The 25,219-nt window shown below is 36.7% G+C and carries 18 protein-coding genes; 10 read left to right on the forward strand and 8 right to left on the reverse strand.

Features of this window, described 5'->3' with window-relative positions:
- Positions 1 to 18: 18 nt before the first annotated feature.
- Together P2086_RS16785 and P2086_RS16790 are read right to left on the reverse strand one after the other, a co-directional pair.
- Entirely contained in the window at positions 19 to 1,878 is a 1,860-nt protein-coding gene (locus P2086_RS16785) for a M61 family metallopeptidase (RefSeq protein WP_317897914.1), read from the reverse strand.
- A gap of 90 nt (positions 1,879 to 1,968) precedes the next feature.
- A complete protein-coding gene (locus P2086_RS16790) occupies positions 1,969 to 2,973 on the reverse strand; it encodes a CPBP family intramembrane glutamic endopeptidase (protein WP_317897915.1) in 1,005 nt (334 codons plus the stop codon).
- Between the two features lie 94 nt (positions 2,974 to 3,067).
- On the opposite strand from P2086_RS16790, the gene P2086_RS16795 reads away from it, so the two are divergent.
- The gene (locus P2086_RS16795; RefSeq protein ID WP_317897916.1) at positions 3,068 to 4,027 is read left to right on the forward strand and encodes a cytochrome-c peroxidase; all 960 of its coding nucleotides are present in this window, start codon (positions 3,068 to 3,070) and stop codon (positions 4,025 to 4,027) included.
- Here the strand turns inward: P2086_RS16795 and P2086_RS16800 are convergent, their stop codons facing one another.
- From P2086_RS16800 to P2086_RS16810, 3 genes are all read right to left on the reverse strand, one after another.
- Positions 4,028 to 4,780: a cyclase family protein gene (locus P2086_RS16800; protein ID WP_317897917.1), complete on the reverse strand. Its 753-nt coding sequence runs from the start codon at positions 4,778 to 4,780 to the stop codon at positions 4,028 to 4,030.
- Positions 4,781 to 4,829: 49 nt separating this feature from the next.
- On the reverse strand, positions 4,830 to 5,624 hold the full coding sequence (locus P2086_RS16805) for a thymidylate synthase (RefSeq protein ID WP_317897918.1): 795 nt from the start codon (positions 5,622 to 5,624) through the stop codon (positions 4,830 to 4,832).
- A gap of 76 nt (positions 5,625 to 5,700) precedes the next feature.
- Positions 5,701 to 8,661 (reverse strand): T9SS type B sorting domain-containing protein, encoded by a 2,961-nt coding sequence (locus tag P2086_RS16810; RefSeq protein ID WP_317897919.1) that lies wholly within the window; start codon positions 8,659 to 8,661, stop codon positions 5,701 to 5,703.
- 451 nt (positions 8,662 to 9,112) lie between these two features.
- On the opposite strand from P2086_RS16810, the gene rfbA reads away from it, so the two are divergent.
- From rfbA to P2086_RS16825, 3 genes are read left to right on the forward strand one after another with little or no spacing between them, the layout of a single operon-like run.
- Positions 9,113 to 9,982, forward strand: coding sequence for a glucose-1-phosphate thymidylyltransferase RfbA (gene rfbA, locus P2086_RS16815; protein ID WP_317897920.1), 870 nt, complete (start codon positions 9,113 to 9,115; stop codon positions 9,980 to 9,982).
- A 6-nt stretch (positions 9,983 to 9,988) separates the two neighbouring features.
- The gene (locus tag P2086_RS16820) at positions 9,989 to 10,969 is read left to right on the forward strand and encodes a polyprenyl synthetase family protein (RefSeq protein ID WP_317897921.1); all 981 of its coding nucleotides are present in this window, start codon (positions 9,989 to 9,991) and stop codon (positions 10,967 to 10,969) included.
- On the forward strand, positions 10,969 to 11,391 hold the full coding sequence (locus tag P2086_RS16825; protein WP_317897922.1) for an acyl-CoA thioesterase: 423 nt from the start codon (positions 10,969 to 10,971) through the stop codon (positions 11,389 to 11,391). The genes P2086_RS16820 and P2086_RS16825 overlap by 1 nt, the downstream gene beginning before the upstream one ends.
- An 82-nt stretch (positions 11,392 to 11,473) precedes the next feature.
- Here P2086_RS16825 and P2086_RS16830 read toward each other — a convergent pair whose 3' ends face one another.
- Positions 11,474 to 11,965 carry a response regulator gene (locus tag P2086_RS16830; RefSeq protein ID WP_317897923.1) on the reverse strand — a complete coding sequence of 164 codons (492 nt, stop codon included), beginning with the start codon at positions 11,963 to 11,965 and terminating at the stop codon, positions 11,474 to 11,476.
- 520 nt (positions 11,966 to 12,485) lie between these two features.
- Here P2086_RS16830 and P2086_RS16835 point away from each other — a divergent pair.
- Entirely contained in the window at positions 12,486 to 12,950 is a 465-nt protein-coding gene (locus P2086_RS16835) for a DUF4890 domain-containing protein (protein ID WP_317897924.1), read from the forward strand.
- Between the two features lie 7 nt (positions 12,951 to 12,957).
- On the opposite strand, the gene P2086_RS16840 is transcribed toward P2086_RS16835, so the two are convergent.
- Together P2086_RS16840 and P2086_RS16845 are read right to left on the reverse strand one after the other, a co-directional pair.
- Positions 12,958 to 13,308, reverse strand: coding sequence for an arsenate reductase family protein (locus tag P2086_RS16840; protein ID WP_317897925.1), 351 nt, complete (start codon positions 13,306 to 13,308; stop codon positions 12,958 to 12,960).
- A gap of 159 nt (positions 13,309 to 13,467) precedes the next feature.
- Positions 13,468 to 15,798, reverse strand: coding sequence for a caspase family protein (locus tag P2086_RS16845; RefSeq protein WP_317897926.1), 2,331 nt, complete (start codon positions 15,796 to 15,798; stop codon positions 13,468 to 13,470).
- 246 nt (positions 15,799 to 16,044) lie between these two features.
- Between P2086_RS16845 and P2086_RS16850 the strand changes: the two genes are divergently transcribed.
- The 5 genes from P2086_RS16850 to P2086_RS16870 all read left to right on the forward strand — a co-directional run bounded on the left by P2086_RS16850 (position 16,045) and on the right by P2086_RS16870 (position 25,166).
- Positions 16,045 to 16,437 carry a hypothetical protein gene (locus P2086_RS16850; RefSeq protein WP_317897927.1) on the forward strand — a complete coding sequence of 131 codons (393 nt, stop codon included), beginning with the start codon at positions 16,045 to 16,047 and terminating at the stop codon, positions 16,435 to 16,437.
- A gap of 190 nt (positions 16,438 to 16,627) precedes the next feature.
- Positions 16,628 to 17,062 carry a hypothetical protein gene (locus P2086_RS16855; RefSeq protein ID WP_317897928.1) on the forward strand — a complete coding sequence of 145 codons (435 nt, stop codon included), beginning with the start codon at positions 16,628 to 16,630 and terminating at the stop codon, positions 17,060 to 17,062.
- Positions 17,063 to 17,091: 29 nt separating this feature from the next.
- Positions 17,092 to 19,032 carry a tetratricopeptide repeat-containing sensor histidine kinase gene (locus P2086_RS16860; protein ID WP_317897929.1) on the forward strand — a complete coding sequence of 647 codons (1,941 nt, stop codon included), beginning with the start codon at positions 17,092 to 17,094 and terminating at the stop codon, positions 19,030 to 19,032.
- Positions 19,010 to 19,651 carry a response regulator gene (locus tag P2086_RS16865; protein WP_317897930.1) on the forward strand — a complete coding sequence of 214 codons (642 nt, stop codon included), beginning with the start codon at positions 19,010 to 19,012 and terminating at the stop codon, positions 19,649 to 19,651. The genes P2086_RS16860 and P2086_RS16865 overlap by 23 nt, the downstream gene beginning before the upstream one ends.
- Positions 19,652 to 19,889: 238 nt before the next feature.
- Positions 19,890 to 25,166 carry a T9SS type A sorting domain-containing protein gene (locus P2086_RS16870; RefSeq protein WP_317897931.1) on the forward strand — a complete coding sequence of 1,759 codons (5,277 nt, stop codon included), beginning with the start codon at positions 19,890 to 19,892 and terminating at the stop codon, positions 25,164 to 25,166.
- Positions 25,167 to 25,219 lie beyond the last annotated feature (53 nt).

Below are 25,219 nucleotides of genomic sequence, written 5' to 3' on the forward strand. Positions count from 1 at the left end.
ATTTAAATCTATTAAAAATTAAAAAGGTACCCAACTTTTTAAAGTTGCCTTTTGTTTATCGGTGGCGTCTTTCATGAGTCCTATTTGGTTTTTGCGTACTATTTTTATTTTTCGAGCGCTCGCACTTACTGATTTCTGCTTGTACTTTTTCTTGTTGAGGGCTTTAGGACGATAAATCTCAATAGTCACGTTGTCTCCTTCTTTTACTTTGTTATAATAATCTCCAATAACTTCTTTCACTTCTTCAATCTTAATTTCTATGCCATTTAATTTATAAAGTTCGTCTCCTTTTTTTAAACCTAAGGCTTTACCAAATTCGTCCAAATCACTTGCGTTCTCAATAAAAAGCCTTCTTGTTGTTTCGTTGTAATTTAAGTCGGGGTTACCTAACGTAAATTCATAAAGTACTGTTTCGTTAGCGAATTCAATTGCAACTCTGCCAAGTATATCGGCCATTGGCAATGGTGTTTTGCCCCCAACGTGCTTACGCAGAAATTCGCCAACTTCAGGATACGTGAATTTTTCAATGTCGTTAAAAAGATCTGCATCGTTAAACGATTTATTCTTACCGTATTTTGTTGCAAGGTCTTTCATTAAGTTTTGTGTTCCATATTCGCCGTTACTTAAATCTCTTAATAAAATATCCAGACACATTCCAATAACCGCACCTTTTTCATAAACGTTGGCATACTGCGTGTGAATCTTTTCTTCCAAAACATGTTTACTCATGTAAGTAAAACTCATCGTATCGTTGTATCCTTCAATGCTATTTTCGTATTTCTGCATCATTACACTCATGTACTGATTGATGTCAATTAAACCAGCTTTCACTTGAGCATGATGTGCTGCGTATTCTGTCATGCCTTCGTACAACCATAAATGCTCACTCATTTTAGGGTCATTAAAATCAAAATCTCCAATTTCTTTGGCGTGGATATTTAATGGCGTAACAATGTGAAAAAATTCATGCGCAGAAACATCGCGAATATTTTGTTGTAATGAAGTACTATCATACTCAGGCATGACATAAAAAGATGAATAAGAATGTTCAAGAGCGCCATGAGACCCAGAAAGAGTTGGTCTATCAATAAAGTAAAATAAAAACGCGTATTTATTCACAGGTAATTCTCCACCCAAATAATCACGCTGCGCATACAAAAGTTCTTTTAACGTAGAAGCAATATAATTAGAAGTAATGAATTTGTTAGGCGAATAACATGAAATCAAAACATTTGTATTTCCAACTAATATGGTGGATGTATCAGGCACAAAATACATGATTGGCGAATCTGCTAAATCATGGTAATCAAACACACTTAATACATCTTTACTTTCACCAATTTTAATATCCGATAAACCTGTTGACGGATAAAAGCCTTTTGGTTTTTCGAATTCTAAAACAAAATTTCTATCTGCTAATCCTTTAATGTAACCAAACATACTGTGTGTATTGATTGAGAAATTTTTATTTTCTTCAAAATTAGTTCCACCTGGTTCAAATATTATCTTTTCTTTGGTATTGGGAAGATCTGTTTTATCAAAAGTATCATCCACATCATAAGTAATTTTATCAATCTTAGAAGCCGGCGAGATTTTATAGGTATTCACATCAACTTTTGTCACTTTAATTTCTACACCGCTTTTCCCGCTTACTTTGAAATTGGAAATAAATCTTCCGAAATCATAAACTTCATAGGTTCCGGGCACCATTGCTGGAAACATAAACTCTATTTCATCTTGTTTAAGATCAGGTGGTGTAAGAACTACGGAAACCCTGTCGTTGTTCACCTTTGTAAGATTAATAAAATAATGATACGTTTCATCTGCCAATAAACTACTTCCACATAAAAGAAGAACTCCTAAAACTATTTTTTTCATTTGTTCATTTTATTATTATTTATTGTCATATAGAATACCCTTCGTCATCTCTTGTTTGTATTATAACAACCGACGGATATTTCGTAACAACTATTTTATAATCAGACTAAAATTTTTCCACTCGTACTTAAACCAAAAAATTCCAAAAGTTACAACAGCCAGTATTAGCCAAGTTCCCATTTCTGAATAAGGATCCTGCGCAGTTGTTTCAAAAACAGAATAGGTTTTTATAACAGAGTTTGGAGTAGATACTAAAACGCTACTCACAATGTTGTTTGCAAAATGTATGCCAAAGGCTAACTCCAATCCTTCATCAATTAGTGTAATAGCCCCCATAAATAAAGCAAAACCGCAAAAATATGTTAACATAATTGGCCAGCCATACGCTTTTACTTCAGGATTACTCATGTGAGCTAAACCAAACAATACAGATGTAAGTATTAACGGTACATAACCGTTTTTAAACACTTGAGACAAACCTTGTATCAAATAACCTCTAAAAACCACTTCTTCTAAACCAGTTTGAATAGGCATAAACACTACCATAATTAATAGTGATATAAAAAAACCTGTATAATTAAATTCAATTCCGCCGCCAAGCGCCTCTTTTCCCTGAATACTAATTTCTGCCGGAAAAAGAAAATATTCAGTAAGTACAAGACACACTAATAACAAGCCCCAAACAAAAAAGGCAAACAAAAAACGTTTGTAACGAAATGTTTCATAACCTGTTAAAATACTCGTAAACAGTTTATGATGAAAAAACCGCACTCCAACATAAAACCCAATAAAACCAAATACAAACATGCCTAACTCAAGTAATAGAACTATGTTTCGGTCAAGTTTTAAAGCATCTGCATCGAAGAGTAAATTTGCGTTTTTAGTTATATCTGTCATTGAATATCCATTCTCCATGAGAATATTTACAAGAGGAGAAACAACAGCAGATTGAAAAAGTAAATAGCCGAAAACAAGAAGTAGAATAGTAAAAACGTACATCCAGCTTTTATTAAAGCCGTGCACTAAACCTGAAATTAAATATAAATTATTAAAAGGAATTTTTTTCTGTGGTATATCCTCTGTTGTATCGTCCATTCAGCTGGGCTAAAGTCTATAATTTATTCCTATTTTTGGAAAACCTAAATGTAGAGTTTTTTATTTGAAAGATTGATTAGAACGCGTTAAAAAAATGAAAGTGATATTAAAAACGATTACTGTATTTACACTATTTTCTAGTTGCGTAGAAACAGTAAAAAAAGAAAAAATAACAACCGAAACTGAACTTGGAGAACGTTTATTTTTTGATCCCATTTTATCACGCGACAGCTCTATAAGTTGCGCCAGTTGTCACAAGCCCGAGTTTGCCTTTGCCGACAATACCGCCTTAAGCGAAGGGGTGTTTCATCGTTTAGGCACGCGAAACACGCCTAGTGCCATGAATCAGAGCAATCGTAATTTTTACTTTTGGGATGGAAGGTCGGAAACTTTATCTGAACAAGCTCTTGGCCCAATGGAGAATCATGTTGAAATGGATTTTCCACTTACGCTTAGCATTCGTAGACTTTTAAAAAACAAAGAATACTTAGAAGCTTTTCAGCATGTTTATGGTAAAGTGCCTTCAAAAGCATTATTAGGACAAGCCATTGCAGCCTACGAAGAAACGCTTGAAACCGGCAATACTGTTTTTGATAAATACATGAGCGGTGATGATACAACCTTGATGAGTGAAAGCGCAAAACGTGGGTTAAAACTATTCAATAAAAAAGGCAAGTGTTTTGATTGCCATTTTGGGGTAGATTTTACTGGAAATGATCGTTTTAAAAACATTGGACTTTATAATGGAAAGAATTTAAATGACGAAGGACGTTATACAATAAGTGGAAATAAAAAAGATCTTGGAGCTTTTAAAGTACCTGGTCTGCGCAACATCGCTCAAACTGGACCCTACATGCACAATGGACAATTTAAAACCTTAAGGGAAGTAATTGATTATTACGATACGCCCGATAAATTTATTCCTAATTCGATAAACAGAGATAGCTTATTAAATAAACCGCTTAATTTAAGTGAAGAAGAAAAAAAAGATTTAGAAAACTTTTTATTGAGTTTAAGTGATGAACAGTTTCTAAATAAATCTGCTTCAAAATAATTAAAACACTTTATAAAGTATAGGTTTACTTGGGCTCGCGTCGTTTTCAAAAGGTGCAATCTGTAAATTTAAAATATAAGTACCATCTTCAATTTCGTTTGGCACATATATGAACTCAGTAATTGTTTTGTGTAATTGAGCGTCTTGTGGGTAATTCCAAAACGCGTGATGCGCTTCTAATTTTCCACCATCCGATTCTTTATCAATGCTTGGCATGTCTATTAATAAATGAACAACTCCTAACTCGTTTAAAAAATCAATTGCTTCTTTTAATACATAGGGTGGATTAGTGTTACTATAATTTACTGTTAATTTATTTAAGCCATTGCTGAGTGTTCTTATTACTATCGCTTCTGGCTTTCCTCTTTCTGAAAGCAATGTTTCCAATTGTTTTCGTGTGATAACAAAATCTCCTGAATCTAATACCTGAGGTAAAACAGTTATTACTTCAGCTACAAACATAAAGCGATTCAGATTTTTATTTATCGTATAAAACTCTTTACTGATATGTCCCACGCATTCTGTATGCGTTCCATTTCCATGAGGATTAAATTTAATGTTTCTAAAATTTACGCTTCCACCCTGGTTCACATCGCCAATCCAATCACCCATTACCACAGGTTCAAGCGACATAGGTTCTACATACCAAGCACTAACACAAGATTTATCTGCTACTAGAGGAATGGAAATATCGATTGGTTTAAAAAAATCAATTTTATATTCTTTACCAGCATGAAATATAGTCGCTATCATATGTGTTTGTAATTTATAAGGTGCTATTAATCTAGTATAGTATTAATCACTACACCGCTACCGCTGCTTTAATATGAGGATGAGGGTCGTAATTTTCTAATTGAAAGTCCTCGAATTTAAAATCAAAAATAGACTTAACATCTGGATTAATATTCATTATCGGGAGGGTTCTTAGGTCACGTGTTAACTGAAGTTTTGCCTGATCAATGTGATTCGAATAAAGATGTGCGTCTCCAAGCGTATGAATAAATTCACCTGCTTGCAGTCCGCATACCTGCGCCACCATCATTGTTAATAGCGCGTAGGAAGCTATATTAAAAGGTACTCCTAAAAAAATATCTGCGCTGCGTTGATAAAGCTGGCAACTTAATTTTCCATCTGCTACATAAAACTGAAAAAAAGCGTGGCAAGGCGGTAATTTCATATTATTTATTTCTGCTACGTTCCAGGCACTTACAATTAGTCGTCGTGAATCAGGATTTTTTTTAATCATATCAATCACTTGCGTAATCTGATCAATATGTCCACCATTAGGCAAAGGCCAGCTGCGCCATTGCGATCCATATACCGGGCCCAGATTTCCATTTTCATCGGCCCAATCATCCCAAATACTTACACCATTGTCTTTAAGGTATTTAATATTGGTATCGCCCATTAGAAACCATAACAACTCATGTATTATACTTTTGGTATGAAGTTTTTTAGTGGTTAATAAGGGAAACCCTTCCTGCAAATTAAAACGCATTTGGTAACCGAATACACTAATTGTTCCTGTACCCGTTCTATCGGTTTTTGTTGCCCCCACGTTTAAAACGTGTTGCATGAGATCGTGGTATTGTTTCATAATAATTTGTAGGTATAAAAATAAAAAATCCCCTTGTCATAAGGCAAGGGGATTATCAAAAGTTATAATTTTTTGTTTATTTTATGATTGTTACATATCCGGTATATTCTTTGCGACCTTCTCCATTTAATCCTACAACACGAATAAGATAAATGTATGTTGCGTCTTTTGCAAATTGGCCGCCAACCTTACCGTTCCAACCATGATTAATGTCTTTTGTCGTAAAAACATTTATACCCGCTCTATTAAAAATATCCAATGTATAACCTTCCACTTTCATTCCAGTACCTTTAGGAATGAAAATATCATTCACACCATCATCATTTGGAGTAAACGAATTAGGAATAAATATCTGCAATTCATCAATTACTTTTACAATGCTAAACACTGTATCAATACAACCATGCTGATTAGTACTTACAAGCACAACCGGATACTCGCCATAACTTGGGTATTTACGTGTTGGGTTTTTAATATCAACAGTATAATTAACACTTGGGGAACTTGTAGTATTGGTATCCCCTGGGGTAAAACCTCCAAGAAAACTCCAGTTATATGAAGTCATAGGTTCTGTTTTAGAAGAAGGATAAAAAACTATTTCATCATTTGTAGTTGGTGGCTCAGGACTCCAAGTTACTTCTGAATTAGGACTCGGGAATGACGTTATTGGGTATGGATATTTATATGATCCACTGCAGCCATTTTTACCTTTAGAGTATACAGTTAAAGTATAAGTACCAGCTTTTAAAGGATAATTTTCTATTATCGAATCGGTTTGCACGACTAAACCAGTTCCAAAATCATAGGTAGTGATAAAGGCTTCGGTTTGAGTTTGACTATTTAAATTAAGTTTTAAAGGCTCACATCCAAAATAACGTTCCAATTCGAGCTTTGGTTCAGGAGGTTGCTTTACAGTTACATCAAAAGAATGTCCAATCGTATAATTAGGGCAAGCTATATCGTGCACCATTAAATTATAATTTAACGAACCAAGAGGCACTGCATATTGTTTCGGTATAGTTGGAGACTCCAAATAAAGAGACGGATTCCAGGTATAAGCGTAGTTCTGACTTCCGCCAATAGCAGCACCTTCTAAAAAGATTGTGTCCCCTTTACAAATAGTTCTATCAAAAGGTGTTAAAGAAAATTGAATTGGTGTTAACACAACTAATTCGGTTTCACCATAAGACTCACAAGGGCCTAGCGCAACAACCAGCGTATACGTTCCTGAATTATTGGGCTGAGCCGAATTTAAAATAAGGTCTTTATTATTGGAAGTATAACCAGTTGAACTTGTCCAGGTATAGCTCGTTGCTCCGGCTGGACCTTCCACAGTAACAGGTGTATTATAACAAAGCTGTTGACGCGGATCGAGGCTAAAATGCAATACAGGATTTACGACTAATTCTAGAGTATTTGTGTTAGAACAGACTAAATTACTGCCACCACCAAAATAAGCCGTCACGGTATAGATACCATTTGCATTCGCGTCAGGATAATACACCCAGGCATTTCCATTCTGAGTAGGTACTGTATAATTATTTGGGCCAACCCATAAGTATTGATTTGCGCCATTGGCTAAGGCTTGCAAAAAAGCATTGTTTGGTGAACACACTTGAGTAGGCGGTATAACAGAAACAGTATTTACTGGAACCACATTTAATTGAACTGAGCTTGAAGCCGAGCATTGCTGACCAACGCCAAAATACACGGTTAAAAACTGAGTACCAGAAGCGCTTACAGGGGTATTAAAAACTGAATATGTCATTGGGAAGTTAGGATAAGTAGCTGGCACAGTTCCTGTAAACAAAGGTCCTGACCAAACATGGGAAGTAGGGTTTGATGCACCAGATCCCGAAAATGTTAGTTGCTGATTTTCACACACAGACGGTGGCATAGTAATTAATGGGGCAGAAACTGGAATGATAGAAACGTTAACAGAGTCTTTTGTTGAACAAGTTATAAATGCGCCCTGAAAAATAGCAGTTACTATATATTTACCAGACATTAAAGGCACCGCAGAATTAAGCACCGGATTAGCTATAGAAGACGAAAAACCGGGTCCATTCCATAACCAAGCGGTTGCACCACCCGCACTGGCTGATAAATTCAAATTAGCCCCTTGACAAATTGTACCAGATGGCGACGCCGAAACCGCGACGGGATTTGTTGCAACTATTGATATGGATGTTGAGGCCGTATAAGGACAAAAAAGTCCATTGAAAGGTTGATACACTTTTACTTTATACACACCAGCCGTTGTGGGTGTTATGTTGCAAATTTGATGGTTAAAAGCTGTCGCTCCATTAATATCAGCACCAAACTGATCGATCCATTGGTAATTAACTCCACCAGGCAAATTAGCAGTCAATGTAATGCAGGACGTAGGAAATTGAGCAGCGGTAGGTTCACAAGTATTTACAGGAGCGCTAATATTTATAGGTAAAATTGGTGATACGCTTATTGGAGTTGAGCCAGTTAGTGTACAGCCGTTTACAACTGTAGTAACAGTAACATTTGGCCCCCAGTTCGGCAGAGCACCGGGAATTGTAATTACAGGCGAGCCAGATGTAAAAGTAGGTCCTGCTCCAGCCCCCGTATAACTGTATGTATTTCCTCCAATTGGTGCATTAATAACAATGTTGGTTCCACTACAAAAAAACTGATTGCTTGAAAGAGCCATTGCGGGGGGAGGAATTACGGTTAAGGAAAACGTAGCCGTATTAGTAACCGGTACTGATAGGGCACTTCCTGCTCCAACAAGTGTATATTGAATTGAAGTTAATACAGGACTGCAATTAGAAATCGTAAAAGAGCTGCTGCCTCCCCAACTTGCCGTTGGGGGGCCACCTACCACCGCAGGAGGCACATACAAAGAATAAGTAATATTGCTCACATTGTTCCAGTTAGCAGTAGCTGTTTGAGTTTGACAGGGACATGATGAGTAATTTGGAACGGTTAACTGTCCATAAGACGTTTGTTTAAAAAGAAACGTCAAGAACAAAATGACTAGAAATTTATTAAGATGTATTTTCATATGTGAGCCAAAAATTTAAATCTAATTTTTCTCAGATTTTAATATTACTACAAAGATACGAAAAATACAAGCGGAAATTTAACATTTCACTGGTTGAAAAGCTATTTTCACTCAATTAAAGGCTTAATTTGTAAATACAGGTTTGTTAATAACCACTTTATTTCTGGAACCGAAAATGATCAATTATTGCGTACGAAAAAAGGATGTTTTCTACTTTTTTTTAAAGTCAATATTATGAGCATTAAGTACCCACTTCCTTTGGCGGATTTCCTCAAAGTAAGCGCGCCAATGTGAGTAATACCACTCATACTTTTTTTATTTTGGAGGCTTGAGATAACATACTCCAAACTAGCTGTTTTCAAATATTGCAGCAATAAAATCAGACTGATTTTCACTATTAATAACAATCGTTTTAATAATTTTGTAACTTCGTTTTTTTTAATCAAATTTTATGAAGGGAATTATTTTGGCAGGCGGATCGGGCACACGCTTACATCCACTTACATTGGCAATGAGCAAACAAATGATGCCAATTTATGACAAACCGATGATTTATTATCCTTTGTCTGTGCTTTTGATGGCAGGTATTAACGAGGTGTTGATTATTTCTACACCGCACGATCTTCCTCATTTTGAACGTTTATTGGGAAATGGCGAAAGTTTAGGGTGTAAATTTACCTACGCCGTTCAAGAAATTCCAAACGGACTCGCACAAGCATTTGTAATCGGCGAAAAATTTATTGGAAAAGATAAAGTTGCGCTGATTCTTGGTGATAATATTTTTTACGGCGTTGGTTTAGGCAGCGCTTTAAAACAGATAAATAATCCTGTTGGCGGCGTTGTATTTGCCTACCACGTTAGTGATCCTGAACGCTATGGTGTTGTTGAGTTTGATAAAAAAAACAATGTACTTTCCATTGAAGAAAAACCAAGTGAACCAAAATCAAATTACGCGGTACCCGGTTTATATTTTTACGATAACGAAGTTGTAAAGATTGCTAAAAATTTAAAACCTAGTCCGAGAGGTGAATACGAAATTACCGATGTAAACAAAGAATATTTAAAACAAGGTAAATTAAAGGTTTCCATTATGGATAGAGGCACAGCTTGGTTAGATACAGGCACTTTTCCGTCTCTAATGCAAGCTGGTCAATTTGTCCAGGTAATTGAAGAACGTCAAGGTTTAAAGATTGGATGCATTGAAGAAATTGCCTTTAATATGGGTTACATAAACAAAGAACAGCTCATTACAATAGCTCAACCACTCACCAAAAGTGGTTATGGCAATTATTTATTAGAAGTGGCTAAGAACTCGAAATAGTTTATTGTGAAAGACTACGCTGCCTTATTAAAATTATTCTCCGAGCATATAGATAAACATACGTCTTCCTTATCAGAAAAACATCCAGCGGAGTTATATCAACCAGAGGCATACATTTTATCTTTGGGCGGTAAACGTGTGAGACCGCTTCTTGCTTTAATTGCTTGCGATCTTTTTGATGCAGTGGCGCAAAAGGCATTGGACGTAGCTTTGGCAGTGGAGTTATTCCATAACTTTTCCCTTGTACACGATGATATTTTAGATGCAGCGCCATTACGTAGAAACAAAGCCACTGTACATGTAAAATGGAATCACAACATTGCTATTTTAAGTGGCGATGTAATGTTGGTAAAAGCATTTCAGTGTTTGGAATCCTATGAATCAACTATTTTTAAATCACTCAGTATTCTCTTTAATAAGACTGCAATTGAGGTGTGTGAAGGACAGCAACTGGATATGAACTTTGAAAAATCGGACACCGTCACTGTTGAAGATTATCTTGACATGATAACACTGAAAACAGCGGTTTTATTAGGTTGCAGTTTAAAAATGGGGGCTATTACGGCAGAAGCCGGTGAAAAAGATCAAGAGAATTTGTATGAATTTGGCAAACATCTAGGAATTTCGTTTCAATTGTTAGATGATCTTCTAGATGCCTTTGCTGTTGATACAGAAAAATTCGGTAAACAAATTGGCGGAGATATTCTTGCGAATAAAAAAACATTTTTGCTTCTCAAAGCAATTGAATTAGCAAACCCGAAACAACACAAAGAAATTGCAACAGTTTTATCACTGAGCCATCCTGAAGAAAAAATTAAAAGAATGTTATCTATTTTTAACGAACTAAATATTAAACAGATGTGTGAAGAGGAAGCTGATAAACACACACGTATTGCTATTGATTGTCTTGAAAAAATTAATGCTCCAAAATTAAAAATTGAGAGTCTAAAACATTTTGCATTAGAGTTATTGAACCGTCAGATTTAATGAATTACCAAGATTATAAACATATCATTCCCATACAAATTCGTTTTTGTGATATTGATAAATTAAATCATGTAAACAATTCGGTTTATCATAATTACATTGAACTCGGACGCGTAACGTATTTTAAAGATGTGCTTAAAGATGAAGTCAACTGGAGCGAAAATGGATTTATACTTGGGCGGACAGAAATTGATCATGTAAAACAAGTTCACCTCAACGACGATATTTACTGCTGTACTAAAGTATTAAGTTTTGGCAATAAGAGTATTCGTTTTAAGAATTCCATTGTAAAAAAAGTCAATAACGAATTTATAGAATGTGCTAAGGTTATTGGAATTTTGGTTGCAATGGACTATGTTACAAATACAAGTATTACGGTTCCTCCAATATGGAAGGAACTAATGGAAACTTTTGAAAAGTAACCTATTTAGAATTAAAATTCGTCTGTAAAAATAGTTCGTATTTTGTTTTTCTTCACATGTGTTTTTCTTGTACGACGCGATCTTAGTACATTGCTTTCATCACCACAAATACAATAATACCCATACTAACAAAGGTTGTTAAAAAGGCTGCCATAAATTTAGAAACTCCGAATTCCTTAACCAAAATTCTAATGGGGGCAGTTAGCAAATGGTAAATTTTATCTTTAATTCTTTTTGCCGAACCCTTTCCTTTTACAACATAATCCGTGGCACCATTTCTAAATGATTCAATTGCTACGGCAATATCTTTGTTGGCAGAAAGCATGATGACTTCTGTTTTGGGATTAATTGCCTTTATTTCTTTTAAAATCTGCAAACCGTTTTTACCTTTTAGAGCATAATCCATTATCACAAAGTCGGTGCTTGAATTTATTTCTTTTAAACAAGTCTCGCCATCATTAAAAGCGGTTATATAAAAAGATGTTCCAAACCTGTTTTGAAGATAGTTTTTTAGGTTATTGGCCGTAATCACACTAGCGTCAACTATAAATAAATTTTTCGTGTTTGTTTCCATGATTTTTTGCTCCTTAATTTTGATATAGATTTGGTTCATTTCTTATGACAAAGATCAAATTCGTTTGAAGTAAACTGTTATAAAACGATTCTTTAATGTTATATATTTCACTTATTCAGGGGAGGAGATTTTGTATGGAGGCAGTCGGCATGGACCACTATCGACTTACGACTATCAAATAAACCATATAAGAAACATAAGGCCACATAAGAAGGACTGCGGGCGGTATACGGCAGCAGTTGGCGGTTGGTAATATTCAACCACGGAGGCACTAAGGACACAATGGAACACTGATAGCAGGTGGTAGATTTTACAACTATAAACGAAAAAATAAACCATATAAGAAACATAAGGGAACATAAGTAGGACAGGAAGCAGTTGGCAGTATTCAGTTGGCAAAGGGCAATCGCGACTATTGCTAAAAACTATCGACTTATGACTATTAACATTTCTTTAGAAAGCATTGATTGTATTAGCTTAAACCTTAGCGGATTTATTTCATCTAAAAAGAAAAATCACTATGAAAAAATCAATTTTAGCCATTTGCCTTGTTGCATCGATGACAATTAAACTGGAGGCACAAACTCTAAATGCAGATCCTGCAAAAACTTCAGAAAGAGTTGAACGAAAACAATTATCACCTGAAGAACGCGCTAAGAAGGACGCGGAAAGAGCAGAGAAAAAACTAGCGTTGACTGGTGATCAAAAAACAAAATGGGAACAGGCTTCGTTAAATAGGGTTAAAGCCAACGAACCTCTTAGAGAAAAAATGAAGGGTTGCACCACACCTGATGAAAGAAAAGAGATTCACACTCAAATGCGCCTAAACAAAACCAGTTTTAATACAACGGTTACGGCCATGTTGACTCCTGATCAAAAAGCCAAGTGGGGGCAAGAAAAAAAGAATCATCAAGAGAGACGAAAAAATCACATGAAAGGTCACAAAGGTGATAAGACTCCTTTGGAACAAAACAGTACAAAGTAAGTACTGTTTATTTTGTTAAGCTCTCTTTAGCAGCTTGAACATTGGCTTTGCTATTACCAATAAAAATTTTTCCTTTTGTTATAATAACTGGTCTTTTCAGAAAAGTGTACTCTGAAAGGATCAGTTTTTTAAATTCTGCTTCTGAAGATGGCTTAGGGTCTAATGTTTTATATTTCAATGCTACCCGACTGAACAAAGCTTCATAAGAACCGCTGAGATCCTTCATTTCCTCTATTTGAGTCTTGCTAATCGTTTCCGTTTTTATATCCTGAAAAACAAACTTTTTTTCCTTTAATTTAAGTTCATCAATAATTCTGGCACAGGTGCTGCAGCTTGATAAGTAATAGATTTTATTCATTTTTTAGAATTTTTTATGAAAGTATAAATATCATTTAAGAAGACAAATAAAAAGGAAATTTGTTTAAAGGGTTAAAGACTATTTCAAGAATATAATAAAAGCCTACCTTCGAATTGGTAAGTCTTATCGAGATCAATTTGGCTTCTGATTGAACTGTGTCTAGTTCTTAATAAAAAACCAGGTACCTCCTTCATCGTCTAAATCTTTTATTCTTCCAAATTTAGGATTTTGTCCGCCGTTTTTAGAAAGTGTGTAAGTTACCTTTTTTACAATTTTATCAATGGAGATGCATGATTCTGAATTATTGTTTAGTGATGATACCAAACCTCTGCTGAAATAAGAATTATCGGCAGCAAGCTCAAAACCCGCTGAAGTAAACACTTGTGCTGACCTGGACCGAGTAAGTTCTTTATTATCACATTTTTTCTCCTCGTCATTAGAACCTCTCATGGCCATTAAAAAAGTAGCACCCGATTCACAGGCATCTGTAATTACAAGTAAGTGTGTAAGTTTATTTGTATAGGATTGCATGGCCACACGTAAAGCGTTAATGCCATAATAACTAAACTCGTCGTCTGATTTTCCATCAACCGGAATCCAATAACCTGTAGGACTTACATATTTACCATGACCCGCATAATAGATCATTAGGGAAGTAACATTATTATTTTTAATCTCCTCGCGAAGTTCGATGGAAAAAAACTTATCCATTTCTACTTTACTTAGATTTTTTTTGGTGATAATTTTCGTAATCTTATAATTAGCGAGCGCTGAAGTCATTGCTAGCACGTCTTTTGCTGGACCTTCTAAAGAAGAAAATTCATAGTACTGACTGTTCTCAATAAAAACAACCCAGGTATTTCCCATAGGATTATTTTTCGTAGCGGTTACTCCATTCCTATTAAGTCGGTAGGTTTGAAGGTTTTCGTTGCCATGAATGTCTTTTACAGCAAGAGAAATTGTTTCTTTATTTTCGATTTTTAAATTGATAGTAAATTCTGGATTGAGTAAAGTATTATCAAAAGAAGCCAGCATTCCATCGAAGGTAACTGACGCGATTAAACTTGCATCTACAATTTTTCCTTTGATAAACAGATTTGTTCCGTCAAGTTCTAAATTTATTTCATTCTCCAGCGTAGTAACCGGAACCTCAATTTTAATTTCAGGTTTATCCCTTTCAATTTTTTCAAATGCAAAGTGAACCAGTTCTGTATTATCATATATATCTGTTGCTTTGATATTTAAATATTCAGCTGATGCAACATCATCAATAATTATTTTGAATTCAGGATTTAAAGAATCTTTTACATAGTTAACGCGCCCGAAACTTACATCTATATTTTTAATTAAACTTGCATCTTTTACTCTTCCAATTATAGTAAATTGGTTTTCTTCTAAAGTAATTTTTATAGTATTATTTTCAGCAATAATCGAAGTGAGCTCTATTACAGGCTTATTACTTTCCTGTCCTAATTTAAAAATCTTAGCCTGCGCATTTGCAAGAACGTCGTCATTTACACCCGGAAAAAGGACCACTTTTTTATAATCCTTTATAGCTTCTTTTGGTTTTTGCACTTGCTCGTAGGCATAAGCTCTATCAATATACGTTTCTAAATCATTTTTGTTTTTAGCAAGTATCGTTGTATAGTCACTTATTGCATTATTAAACTGATCCATAGTTTCATAATATTTTGCTCTTTTTTTGTAATCACCAATATCAGAATCTATCACTATTGCTTTGGTAATATCGTTTAAAGCATTTTGATAATCCAGTTTGCTAGCATAAATTGAGCTACGTGCAGATAAAGCACGAACGTTATTTTCATCCATACTAAGCAGTGCGTTGCAATTAACCATTGCCTCATCAAATTTTCTGAGCTTTTGAAGTACAAATACCAAATTACCCATAGCGGCAACGTTTTTCGCTTTGGCGTTAATTGATAATTTATAAAACTTCTCTGCTTCATTCCATTTATTTAAACTATCAAACATGAGCGCATGGTTAAAATAATGCTCGGCAGATTTTTCAATATCAATTGCCATTTGAGTAACTTCAAGACCAAAGTCAAAGGCTTTAACTTCCACGGTTACTTTAATTTCTGCCTCTATCGCCTCTTTGTATGACTTATCAATATGTAAGGCTTTCCTAAGCATGTCATCGGCCTCAATATAATTTTGAAGGTCTATAAGAACTCTTCCAGCATTATAACAACTTGTTTTTTCGGTTGGTTTAAGATCGTAAACCTTCTTAAAATCATCAACAGCTTCTTGTTTTTTCCCCGTTTTCTCATAACAAAAGGCACGATGGGTGTAGGCTTTTATATATACAGGATCTAATTCAATGGCCTTTGAATATTCCAAAATAGCCAAGTCAAACTCTCCTGTTTTCTCCAATTTTTCACCCGCATCAAATAGTTTTTTTGAGGACTGCGAAAAAATAGAAAGAGAAAAGGAGACAAGGGTAGCAATTATAAGCAACCTAAAGGTCATGGGCAAATATAAATAAAGTTTGATAAATATCAATCACTCGGTTTTTATTTAGGATCAACCATTCTCTTTCAAAAGGTGTCTATTAGAGCCTTAAAACACATATAAGTTTTAGCTGGCCTCACTGAAAACAGCCATCCACCTCACGGTTTCCGCAATTCTAACATTTCATTATTTACGGTGTTTTAAAACGAGCGCTGTTGCTGCAACTTTGTATCGTACTCTAGTATTCATTTAAAAACAAATAACATGAAAAATTTAATGACCTTAATAGCAGTGGCTTCGATGTTGATCAGCTATAATGCTTTTGCTCAGACTACCGAGATAAGTTCGGTGATTTCTGTAAGTATATCAAACGAGGAGAACAGTCATAGTTTAATGTGGACAACCCAAAAAGAAGTCAACAGCAGCTACTTTATAGTGGAACGCTCGACAGACCAGGTAAACTATGTTACTATTAACAGAGTAAAGGCAGCTGGATATTCGCTTCTTAATAGAAGCTATGAGATTGAAGACACTGATGCAGATGCTAGTTTTTATTATTACCGAGTAGTATTGGTAAGCATGGAGGGTGAAAGAACTGCTTCTATAGCAGTAAAAGCTTACGACGAGGTTGAACACAGCTTGGTGGCAGAAAAATAGACCTTCTGCTGAAAAACGAACCCTCACGGTTTTCAGGGATAAGCGTTTTTCATGGTTAATAGTGTTTTTTGAGTCTAGCTGTTAGTGCAATTTTGTCTCGTAATAATTTGCAGTACTAAGTAAATATTCTTAATTCTGTTTACTATTACAAACTGAGAACTTATTTATTAATCATTAAAAAATTAAAATCATGGGACATGGAGAAGTACTAAACGTAGTAAATCTTAAAGTAATTAGCTGGGATAAGGAATCGCAAGCTGACGGAACATATAATTACACTTATACCTTTTCGGTCACTCTGCTTGAAGATTATCCGGATCCTAGTTTTGGTTCGAATAATCTCAGTGCTGTTATAGCACAAGACGACAATAGCGATCCAGACAAAGTACATTACGAATTATTCGTATCCTATGAGCACGACATCCCTACAACATTGCCTCCAGGAGGATTTCATGAACATACTGAAGGGTACAAGACCCATCACCTCACCTATATCGATTATTCAAATAATCTAGATATCAATAAAGGTGCCGTTACTTTTATGGGTTCAAATTTCGATGCCCAAGGAAAAAAAGTACGCGCTAAAAGTAGCACTAATGTCGGACAACCACTAGATCAAAAGTAAAAGCTGTTGCTAAAGAGTACCCTATATCTATGCGTAAAATAAATTATAAAACATTTTTATTATCAATCTGCTGTTTTGTTTCAATAGCCTATGCGCAGAATATAAAGGATAGTCTTTACATAGAGAGTATTCTGACGAAATCTAAGACTCTTGACTCCGGTAATCTTGATTCTTCCAGAATACTTAATGCAGAAGCTTTTTTACTTTCAAAAAAATATAATTACAAAAGAGGGATTTGTAAATCATTAAGTCTTTCGGGAAACCATCTTTATCTTCGTGGAAGTTATGATTCGGCCAAGTTGTCACTTTTCGAAGCCATAAACCTTGGAACAAAAATAAACACTCCTACTATTGTAGCTGAATCATACAAGTACCTTGGGTCAGTTTACGAATCAATTGGTAAAAAAGATTCCGCCTTCTTTTTATTCTATAAGGCATTAAAATTGTTTGAAGAGAATCGCGATTCTCTGGGTATTAGTGAGGTATTCACAGTACTAGCGCAATCAAGTTTTAATTATGGAGAGACGATTCAAGCCTTGAATTTTTTATCAAAAGCAGAAAAAATAGTTAGCAGGAATCAGGATTTATCTGCACTATCCATTATCTATAGAACGTACGGTATGATTTATTACCAAAGTGATAAGTACAACAAAGCGATTCACTATTTATTGAAAAGCAAAGCAATAGATGAATCACTTAGGAATGAAAGAGCGGTTGCAATCAATTTAAATATACTTGGTGCTTGCTACGAGGCTTTGGACGAAGATGCAGAAGCAATGGACTGTTACAAAAGCGCTTTGAACTATTATAATGTTCATGGCTTAAAAAATTGGGCGGGCGAAATTCTTTTTAACATAGGTGTATTTTTTTATAACCGCGACAAAGAAGATAGTGCTGTACATTATTTTGAAAAAGCTCTGTTAGCGTTGGAAGTGCAAGAAAGCAATGCAATGGTATTAAAAGTTTTACCCCTTCTCTCTGAATCACACAGCATATTAGGGAATTACCGCAGGGCCTACGAAACGCATGTAAAATATTCAAAACTCAATGAAAGCTTATTAAACAAAGAAAAAATAAAACAAATTGCGGAAGTACGCACCAAGTATGAAACAGAAAAAAAAGAACAACAAATAACACTTCTTAATGAACAGAATAAAAGTAAAGCTGCTCAACGTAATTTTTTTATTGCCGGAAGCATCATATTAATACTGATTCTGTTTGGCCTTAGTTTTTATTATAGACAACGTAATAAACTTGCACGAAAGAATGAACAAATTGCGAAGGAAAAAATCTCAAGCCTTTTAAAAGAACAAGAAATTAAATCTTACGACGCCATGATTGAAGGCCAGGAAGAGGAGCGAAAACGTATTGCGACTGATCTACACGACAGGCTTGGAAGCATGCTTTCGACTGTAAAAATATTATTCGGAAACCTTAACGAGAAAATAGATATTCATCAGGCGGACAATCAGAAACAGTACGATAAAGCCAGCAGTCTTTTAGATGAAGCTGTTTTGGAAGTACGGCGCATCGCTCAAAATTTAAGTACCGGCATGGTGATTACTTTTGGATTAATTCCAGCACTCGAGGAATTGTGCGAAAGTATAACAGAAAGCAAGATTCTGAAATGTAAATTTTTGTGTTACGGAATTGAAGAACGGATGGAACAACATATTGAGATCGGCGTTTTTAGAATGATGCAGGAAATCGTGAACAATGTATTAAAACACGCAAAAGCAAAAAATCTTACCATTCAATTAAACAGAACTGAAGATTCTATTGCAGTTACAGTTGAAGACAATGGTGTTGGCTTTGATTTGAAAGAGAAAAGTAAGGGCATGGGTTTAAAAAATTTGGAAGGGCGTGCCTATAAAATGGGCGGTACTTACAATATAGACTCTAAGCCCGGACATGGAACCATATCAATAATCGAAATACCTTTAACACATGATACGAGTACTAATAGCTGACGATCATCAAATGTTCATAGATGGGATAAAATCTCTGCTCGTGAATAATAAACGCATCCAAATTATTGGCGAAGCTCATAACGGTTTTGAGGTTACCGAATTTGTAAACAAACAAAAGGTAGATCTTATTTTATTGGACATGAGTATGCCGGTGATGGACGGCATGGAAGCGATGAAAATTGTAAAACAAAAATTTCCCGACCTTAAAATAATTATGTTGACCATGTTTAGTACCCGCGACCAGATTGAAAAATTGTTGCGCGCTGGGGCTGATGGTTATGTTTTGAAAAACACTGGCAAGGAAGAATTAGTACTTGCCATTGAAACAGTGATGAAAGGCGAATCTTTTTTCAGCAAGGAAGTAACTGAACAGATTATGGCTGGCATTCAGAAGAAAAAGGTGGCGAATAGAAACGCCATGATTGTAGAACTAACAGAACGTGAAAAGGATGTACTCAAATTGATTGTAAAAGAGCATACCACACAGGAGATAGCGGAGAAGCTGTTTATTAGCACCAATACTGTGGAAACGCATAGGAAGAATTTGGTAAGTAAATTGAACGTAAGAAATGTAGCTGGCTTAGTAAAATACGCTTTGCAGAATGGACTGGATGAGTAACAAGAGAAAAAATGAGTAGAGAAAATCTAAATAATTTAGTGCTTTTACCAAGGAAAATTATGGTTAGTTTATCCGGTAATTTAGTTAATTTAGCTGGTCTCCTACAATTTCTGTTTTTTATAGTATTAAAAGAATTTGTTTCTCATAAAATCCTTGAATCTTGCCCTGATTAGCTTACCTGTACTCTAAATTAGTAGACAAGTGCAACACATAATGAATAAAAATTATCACACATGCTATGAAAAATAAAATAAATACAATTTCCACGGGTGCGTTTAGCACTCAAATGAATGCCAGTAAAAGGAAAAATTTAATGGGTATGACGAAACTCTTCTTACTTACCTTCTCTCTTTTTGGCCTTGCTGCAAACGCCCAATGCACGCGATCATCGCAAACCGTGGGCGTGGCAGGATTTTCACCAGGCCAAGTCGATTATACCTCCATAGCCATAGACGGCAGCGGGACGCCTTATGTGGTGTACTCCGATGTTGCCAACAGCAGCAAAGCCACCGTAAAAAAATTTAACGGCAGTGCTTGGGTTACTGTTGGCTCGGCAGGCTTTTCGACAGGGCAAGCCGCTTACACTGCCATAGCCATAGACGGCAGCGGTACGCCTTATGTGGTGTACTCCGATGTTGCCAACAGCAGCAAAGCCACCGTGATGAAATTTAACGGCAGTGCTTGGGTTACTGTTGGCTCGGCAGGCTTTTCGGCAGGGCAAGCCGCTTACACTTCCATAGCCATTGACGGCAGCGGTACGCCTTATGTAGCATATTCAGACTTTAGCAACAACCTATATGCCACCGTGATGAAATTTAACGGCAGCTCCTGGGTACTTGTTGGCTCACAGGGATTTTCGGGTGCGCAAGCCTATTACACTTCCATAGCCATAAACGGCAGCGGAACACCTTATGTGGTATTCAAAGACTGGGGCATCGTTGGCAAGGCTTCTGTGATGCAATTTAATGGCAGCTCCTGGGTACTTGTTGGCTCACAGGGATTTTCGGGTGCGGAATCTGATTACACAAATATAGCCATAGATGGCGGCGGTACGCCTTATGTGGTATATCTTGACAAGACCTACTACAAAGCCAACGTAATGAAATTTAACGGCAGTACTTGGGTTAACGTTGGCTCTACAAATTTTTCAGCAGGAATTGCCTATTACACCCAGATAGCTATAGACGGCAGCGGAACGCCTTATGTTGTTTACTCGGACAATACCAACAGCGACAAAGCTACTGTAATGAAATTTAACGGCAGTACTTGGGTTAACGTTAGCTCGGCAGGTTTTTCAGCAGGAACTGCCTATTACACTTCCATAGCCATTGACGGCAGCGGAACGCCTTATGTGGTGTATTCAGATTATGGCAACAGCCAAAAAGCTACTGTTGTGAATTTTCCTTACACATTGCCACCTGTAAGCGTAAACAGCGCAACAATATGTTCTGGCAAGAGCGCTACGCTTACGCCAGGTGGCGCAAGTACCTATACCATTACGGGTGGAGCGTTTACGGTAAGTCCGGGTACAACAACTTCTTATACGGTTACTGGCTCAGATGTTAGTGGTTGCACCAATACTGCTGTGGCAACGGTTTCGGTAAAAGCAAGCCCAACAGTTTCAATTAACAGCGCAACAATATGTTCAGGCCAACCGGTAACACTTACTCCAGGAGGAGCAAGTACTTATACTATTAGCGGTGGTACGTTTATAGTGAGTCCTGTGAACACCAGTACTTATTCGGTTACGGGCACGGCAACAAATGCTTGCGTATCGTCAAACACGGCGGTGGCAAGTGTATTGGTAAACACCACGCCCACCGTGGTAATAACAAACACAACAATATGTTCTGGTAATTCATTTAGTATAGTTCCAACTGGAGCCATTAGCTATACTTATCAAGGGGGTAGCGCTTTGGTAAGTCCACTGACCACAACAAATTATACGGTTCAAGGCTCAAGCGGTTCAGGTTGTGTTTCTAATGTTGTTACTTGTAGCGTTACGGTAAACGCTTCACCAAATGTTACTATTACACCAAGCAGCACCGTTATTTGTTCTGCCAATACTGTTTCACTGACAGCAGGTGGGGCGGTCAGTTATTTATGGAGCAATAACAGTACCACTTTAAGCACAGCTAATCCTTTTATAACCGGTCCAAATGCAAATTTTACACGAACGGTTACCGGAACTGCCGTTAATGGTTGCACGAATCAGGCCGTGCAAACTATCTTGGTGAATACTTCGCCAACTGTAAGTATAGCTTTTACGGGTAGCGTTATTTGCTCAGGCAAAACAAGCACCCTTACCGCCAGCGGTGCTAATACTTATGTATGGGTAAGCGGTCCTTCTGCGGCAGCAAATCCTGTGAGCCCAAATTCAACTACTATTTATACTGTTACCGGAACTAATTCAGCTGGAGGCTGCACTGATGTTGCTACTCAAAATATTATAGTAAATCCATCACCGACTGTCAATATCTCTGTCACAAACGGTACGATTTGTTCGGGCAATACCACCACACTTACAGCCAGTGGTGCCAACTCCTATGTATGGACAAGCGGACCTTCCACTCCAGCAAATGCAGTGAATCCTACTTCCACAACAATTTATACTGTTACTGGAACCAACACAGTTGGTAGTTGTACAAATACAGCTACACAAAACATTGTAGTGAATGCTACACCAACCCTTAACATTGCTTATACGAGCAGTGTGATTTGCTCAGGCAAAACAACAACACTTACGGCCAGTGGCGCCAATACTTACGCTTGGGCAAGCGGACCTTCCACAGCTGCAAATCCTGTGAGTCCAAACGCAAACGCAACTTATACCGTAACAGGCACTAACACAGCAGGCAGTTGTACAAGCACAGCTACACAAAGTGTTGCAGTGAATGCTTCACCAACTCTTAACATTGCTTTTACAAGCAGCGTGATTTGTTCAAGTAAAACAACTACTCTCACTGCCAGCGGTGCTAATTCCTATGTATGGGCAAGCGGACCTTCAACAGCTTCAAGCGCTGTGAGTCCAAACGCTACAACCATTTATACTGTAACTGGAACAAACACCATTGGCAGTTGTACAAACGCCGCAACGCAGAGTGTTGTCGTTAATCCTACACCGACGCTTAACATTGCCTATACTAGCAGTGTGATTTGTTTAGGTAATACCACAACCCTCACAGCAAGTGGTGCAAATACTTTTGTTTGGGCTAGCGGTCCTTCAACGGCTGCAAATCCTGTGAATCCAACCGCAACAACAATATACACTGTTACCGGAACTAACACAGCAGGTAGTTGTACAAATACCGCCACACAGAGTATTGTAGTAAATAACTTGCCAACAGTTAGCATTGTAGCAAGCAGCACAGTAGTGTGTTCTGTTAATTCAGCCACACTAACGGCCGGTGGGGCCGCAACTTACACCTGGAGTAATGCTTTAGGTAATAATACAATTGTCACAGTATCTTCAACCAGCAACTATACACGAACCGTAATAGGATCTGCTGCAAATGGTTGTACTAATTCTGCTTCACAAAGCATGGTGGTTAATGCTACTCCGACCATAAACATTGCAGCAACTAATACGGTTATTTGTTCGGGTAACACGACAACACTCACAGCGAGTGGCGCGAATACCTTCTCTTGGTCAAACGCGATTACTTCATCAACAAATGTGGTGAGTCCAATCGTTACAACGGTTTATAACATTTCAGGAACTACCACCGCATCGGGTTGTACCAATACTGCATTACAAACTATTTCAGTAAATGCTACACCAGTTTTAACAGTTACTCCTGTGTCATCCACAATTTGTTCTGGAGACGCAAGTAATCTTTTAGCCAGTGGAGCAATAAATTATACCTGGACGAATGGTCCTTTAACGGCAGGGTTTGCAGCTAATCCAACCACTACAAGCGTTTATACCGTAACAGGTGAAACAGCAGGTTGTGAAGGACTTGCTTCGCTTACGGTTAACGTGAATCAAAATCCAACACTAACGGTTAACAGCGGTACGGTTTGTACTGGAAATAGTTTTACTATTAGTGCAAGTGGTGCAAATTCTTACTCTTGGAGCAATGGTGCAAGTAGTTCAAGTATTAACGTTTCCCCGCCAACAAATACCGTATACATAGTAATAGGTACGGGTATTAATAATTGTACGAGTACTGCCACTTCAACACTCGTTGTAGCAAACAATCTTGTTGTAAACATTGTTCCAAGTAGCACAGCAGTTTGTGCAGGAGCCTCTGTGACTTTAACAGCAAACGGAGGAAATACATTCTTATGGAACAATTCAACTACAAGTTCAAGTATTGTATTGAATCCAACGACTGCAAGTACGTATTCTGTTATTGGTTCGTCAGGGCCTTCGTGCAGTAATACTGCTTCTCAATTAATTTCGATTAACCCTTCCCCTACTCTTACAGTTAGCGGTATTAATTTTATTTGTTCGGGTGTTACTAGTATATTAACAGCAGGTGGAGCAAATTCTTATACCTGGAATACCGGAGCCAATACCACTACAATCAGCGTTACACCAGCTGTAACATCAACCTATACTGTTACTGGAAGTAACTCATTTAATTGCACAAATACGGCACAGTATCAAGTGCAAACCACACCAGTTGTGACACCAACAATTTGTTTAGTGACTGTGGACAGTGCCAGTATTAATAATGAAATTTATTGGGATAAGGCTTCTTATCCTGAAGCAGATACGTTTATTGTTTATAGAGAGTCGAGTGCTGCGTTTTATTCTGTGATTGCGCGACTATCAAAAAACGCGCTTGGAAGTTATGTGGATACTAACCGCAGTATTGGCCCAAACAATGGTAATCCAAATTATTCTTCTTACAAATACAAAATTCAGTTCAGAGATACTTGCGGGAATTTAAGTCAGATCAGTGATTACCACAAAACCATTTTTATTCAGGATAACCAAACTGGAAATTTTACTTGGAATTACTATAACATTGGCGGAGTTGATCAACAAAGTGTAAATTATGTTTTATACAGACGTAATGTATTATCTGGCGTTACAACAAGTGTTGGTGGAACTTCTGGCACAGCCTTCACGGATCCACAATACAGCGCGCTTGCAACAGCTGGCAATGTAAAATGGTTTACTGGCATGAGTGGCTTTTCCTGCGATCCGAATGCAAGGCTTTCCAGCACTACCGCACAAACAATCAGTACTACAAAAAGCAACGTAAGTAATGAAAAACAATTTCCAGTAGTAACCATTGGTTTAAATGAAAACAGCTCCAAAATTGCTCAACTAAGTGTTTATCCAAACCCAGTTGAAAATCAATTAACACTCGATTTTGGTAAGACTGAAGTGAAGTTGAATCTTGAATTGATTGATGTTACAGGACGTTTGATTAGTAAAGAAGTGATTAACGGAAATAAATTTTATTTAAGTACAAGTGATTTAACCAATGGAATTTATTTTATAAAGCTTTACGAGAGTCACAAACTATTAAACACGCAAAAGATTATTGTGCAGCATTAATGAGATTTGGTTTTACTAGATGGATTATGGAACATGCAATGATAGAATCACTT

This window comes from Aurantibacillus circumpalustris (assembly GCF_029625215.1).
Lineage (GTDB): Bacteria > Bacteroidota > Bacteroidia > B-17B0 > Aurantibacillaceae > Aurantibacillus > Aurantibacillus circumpalustris.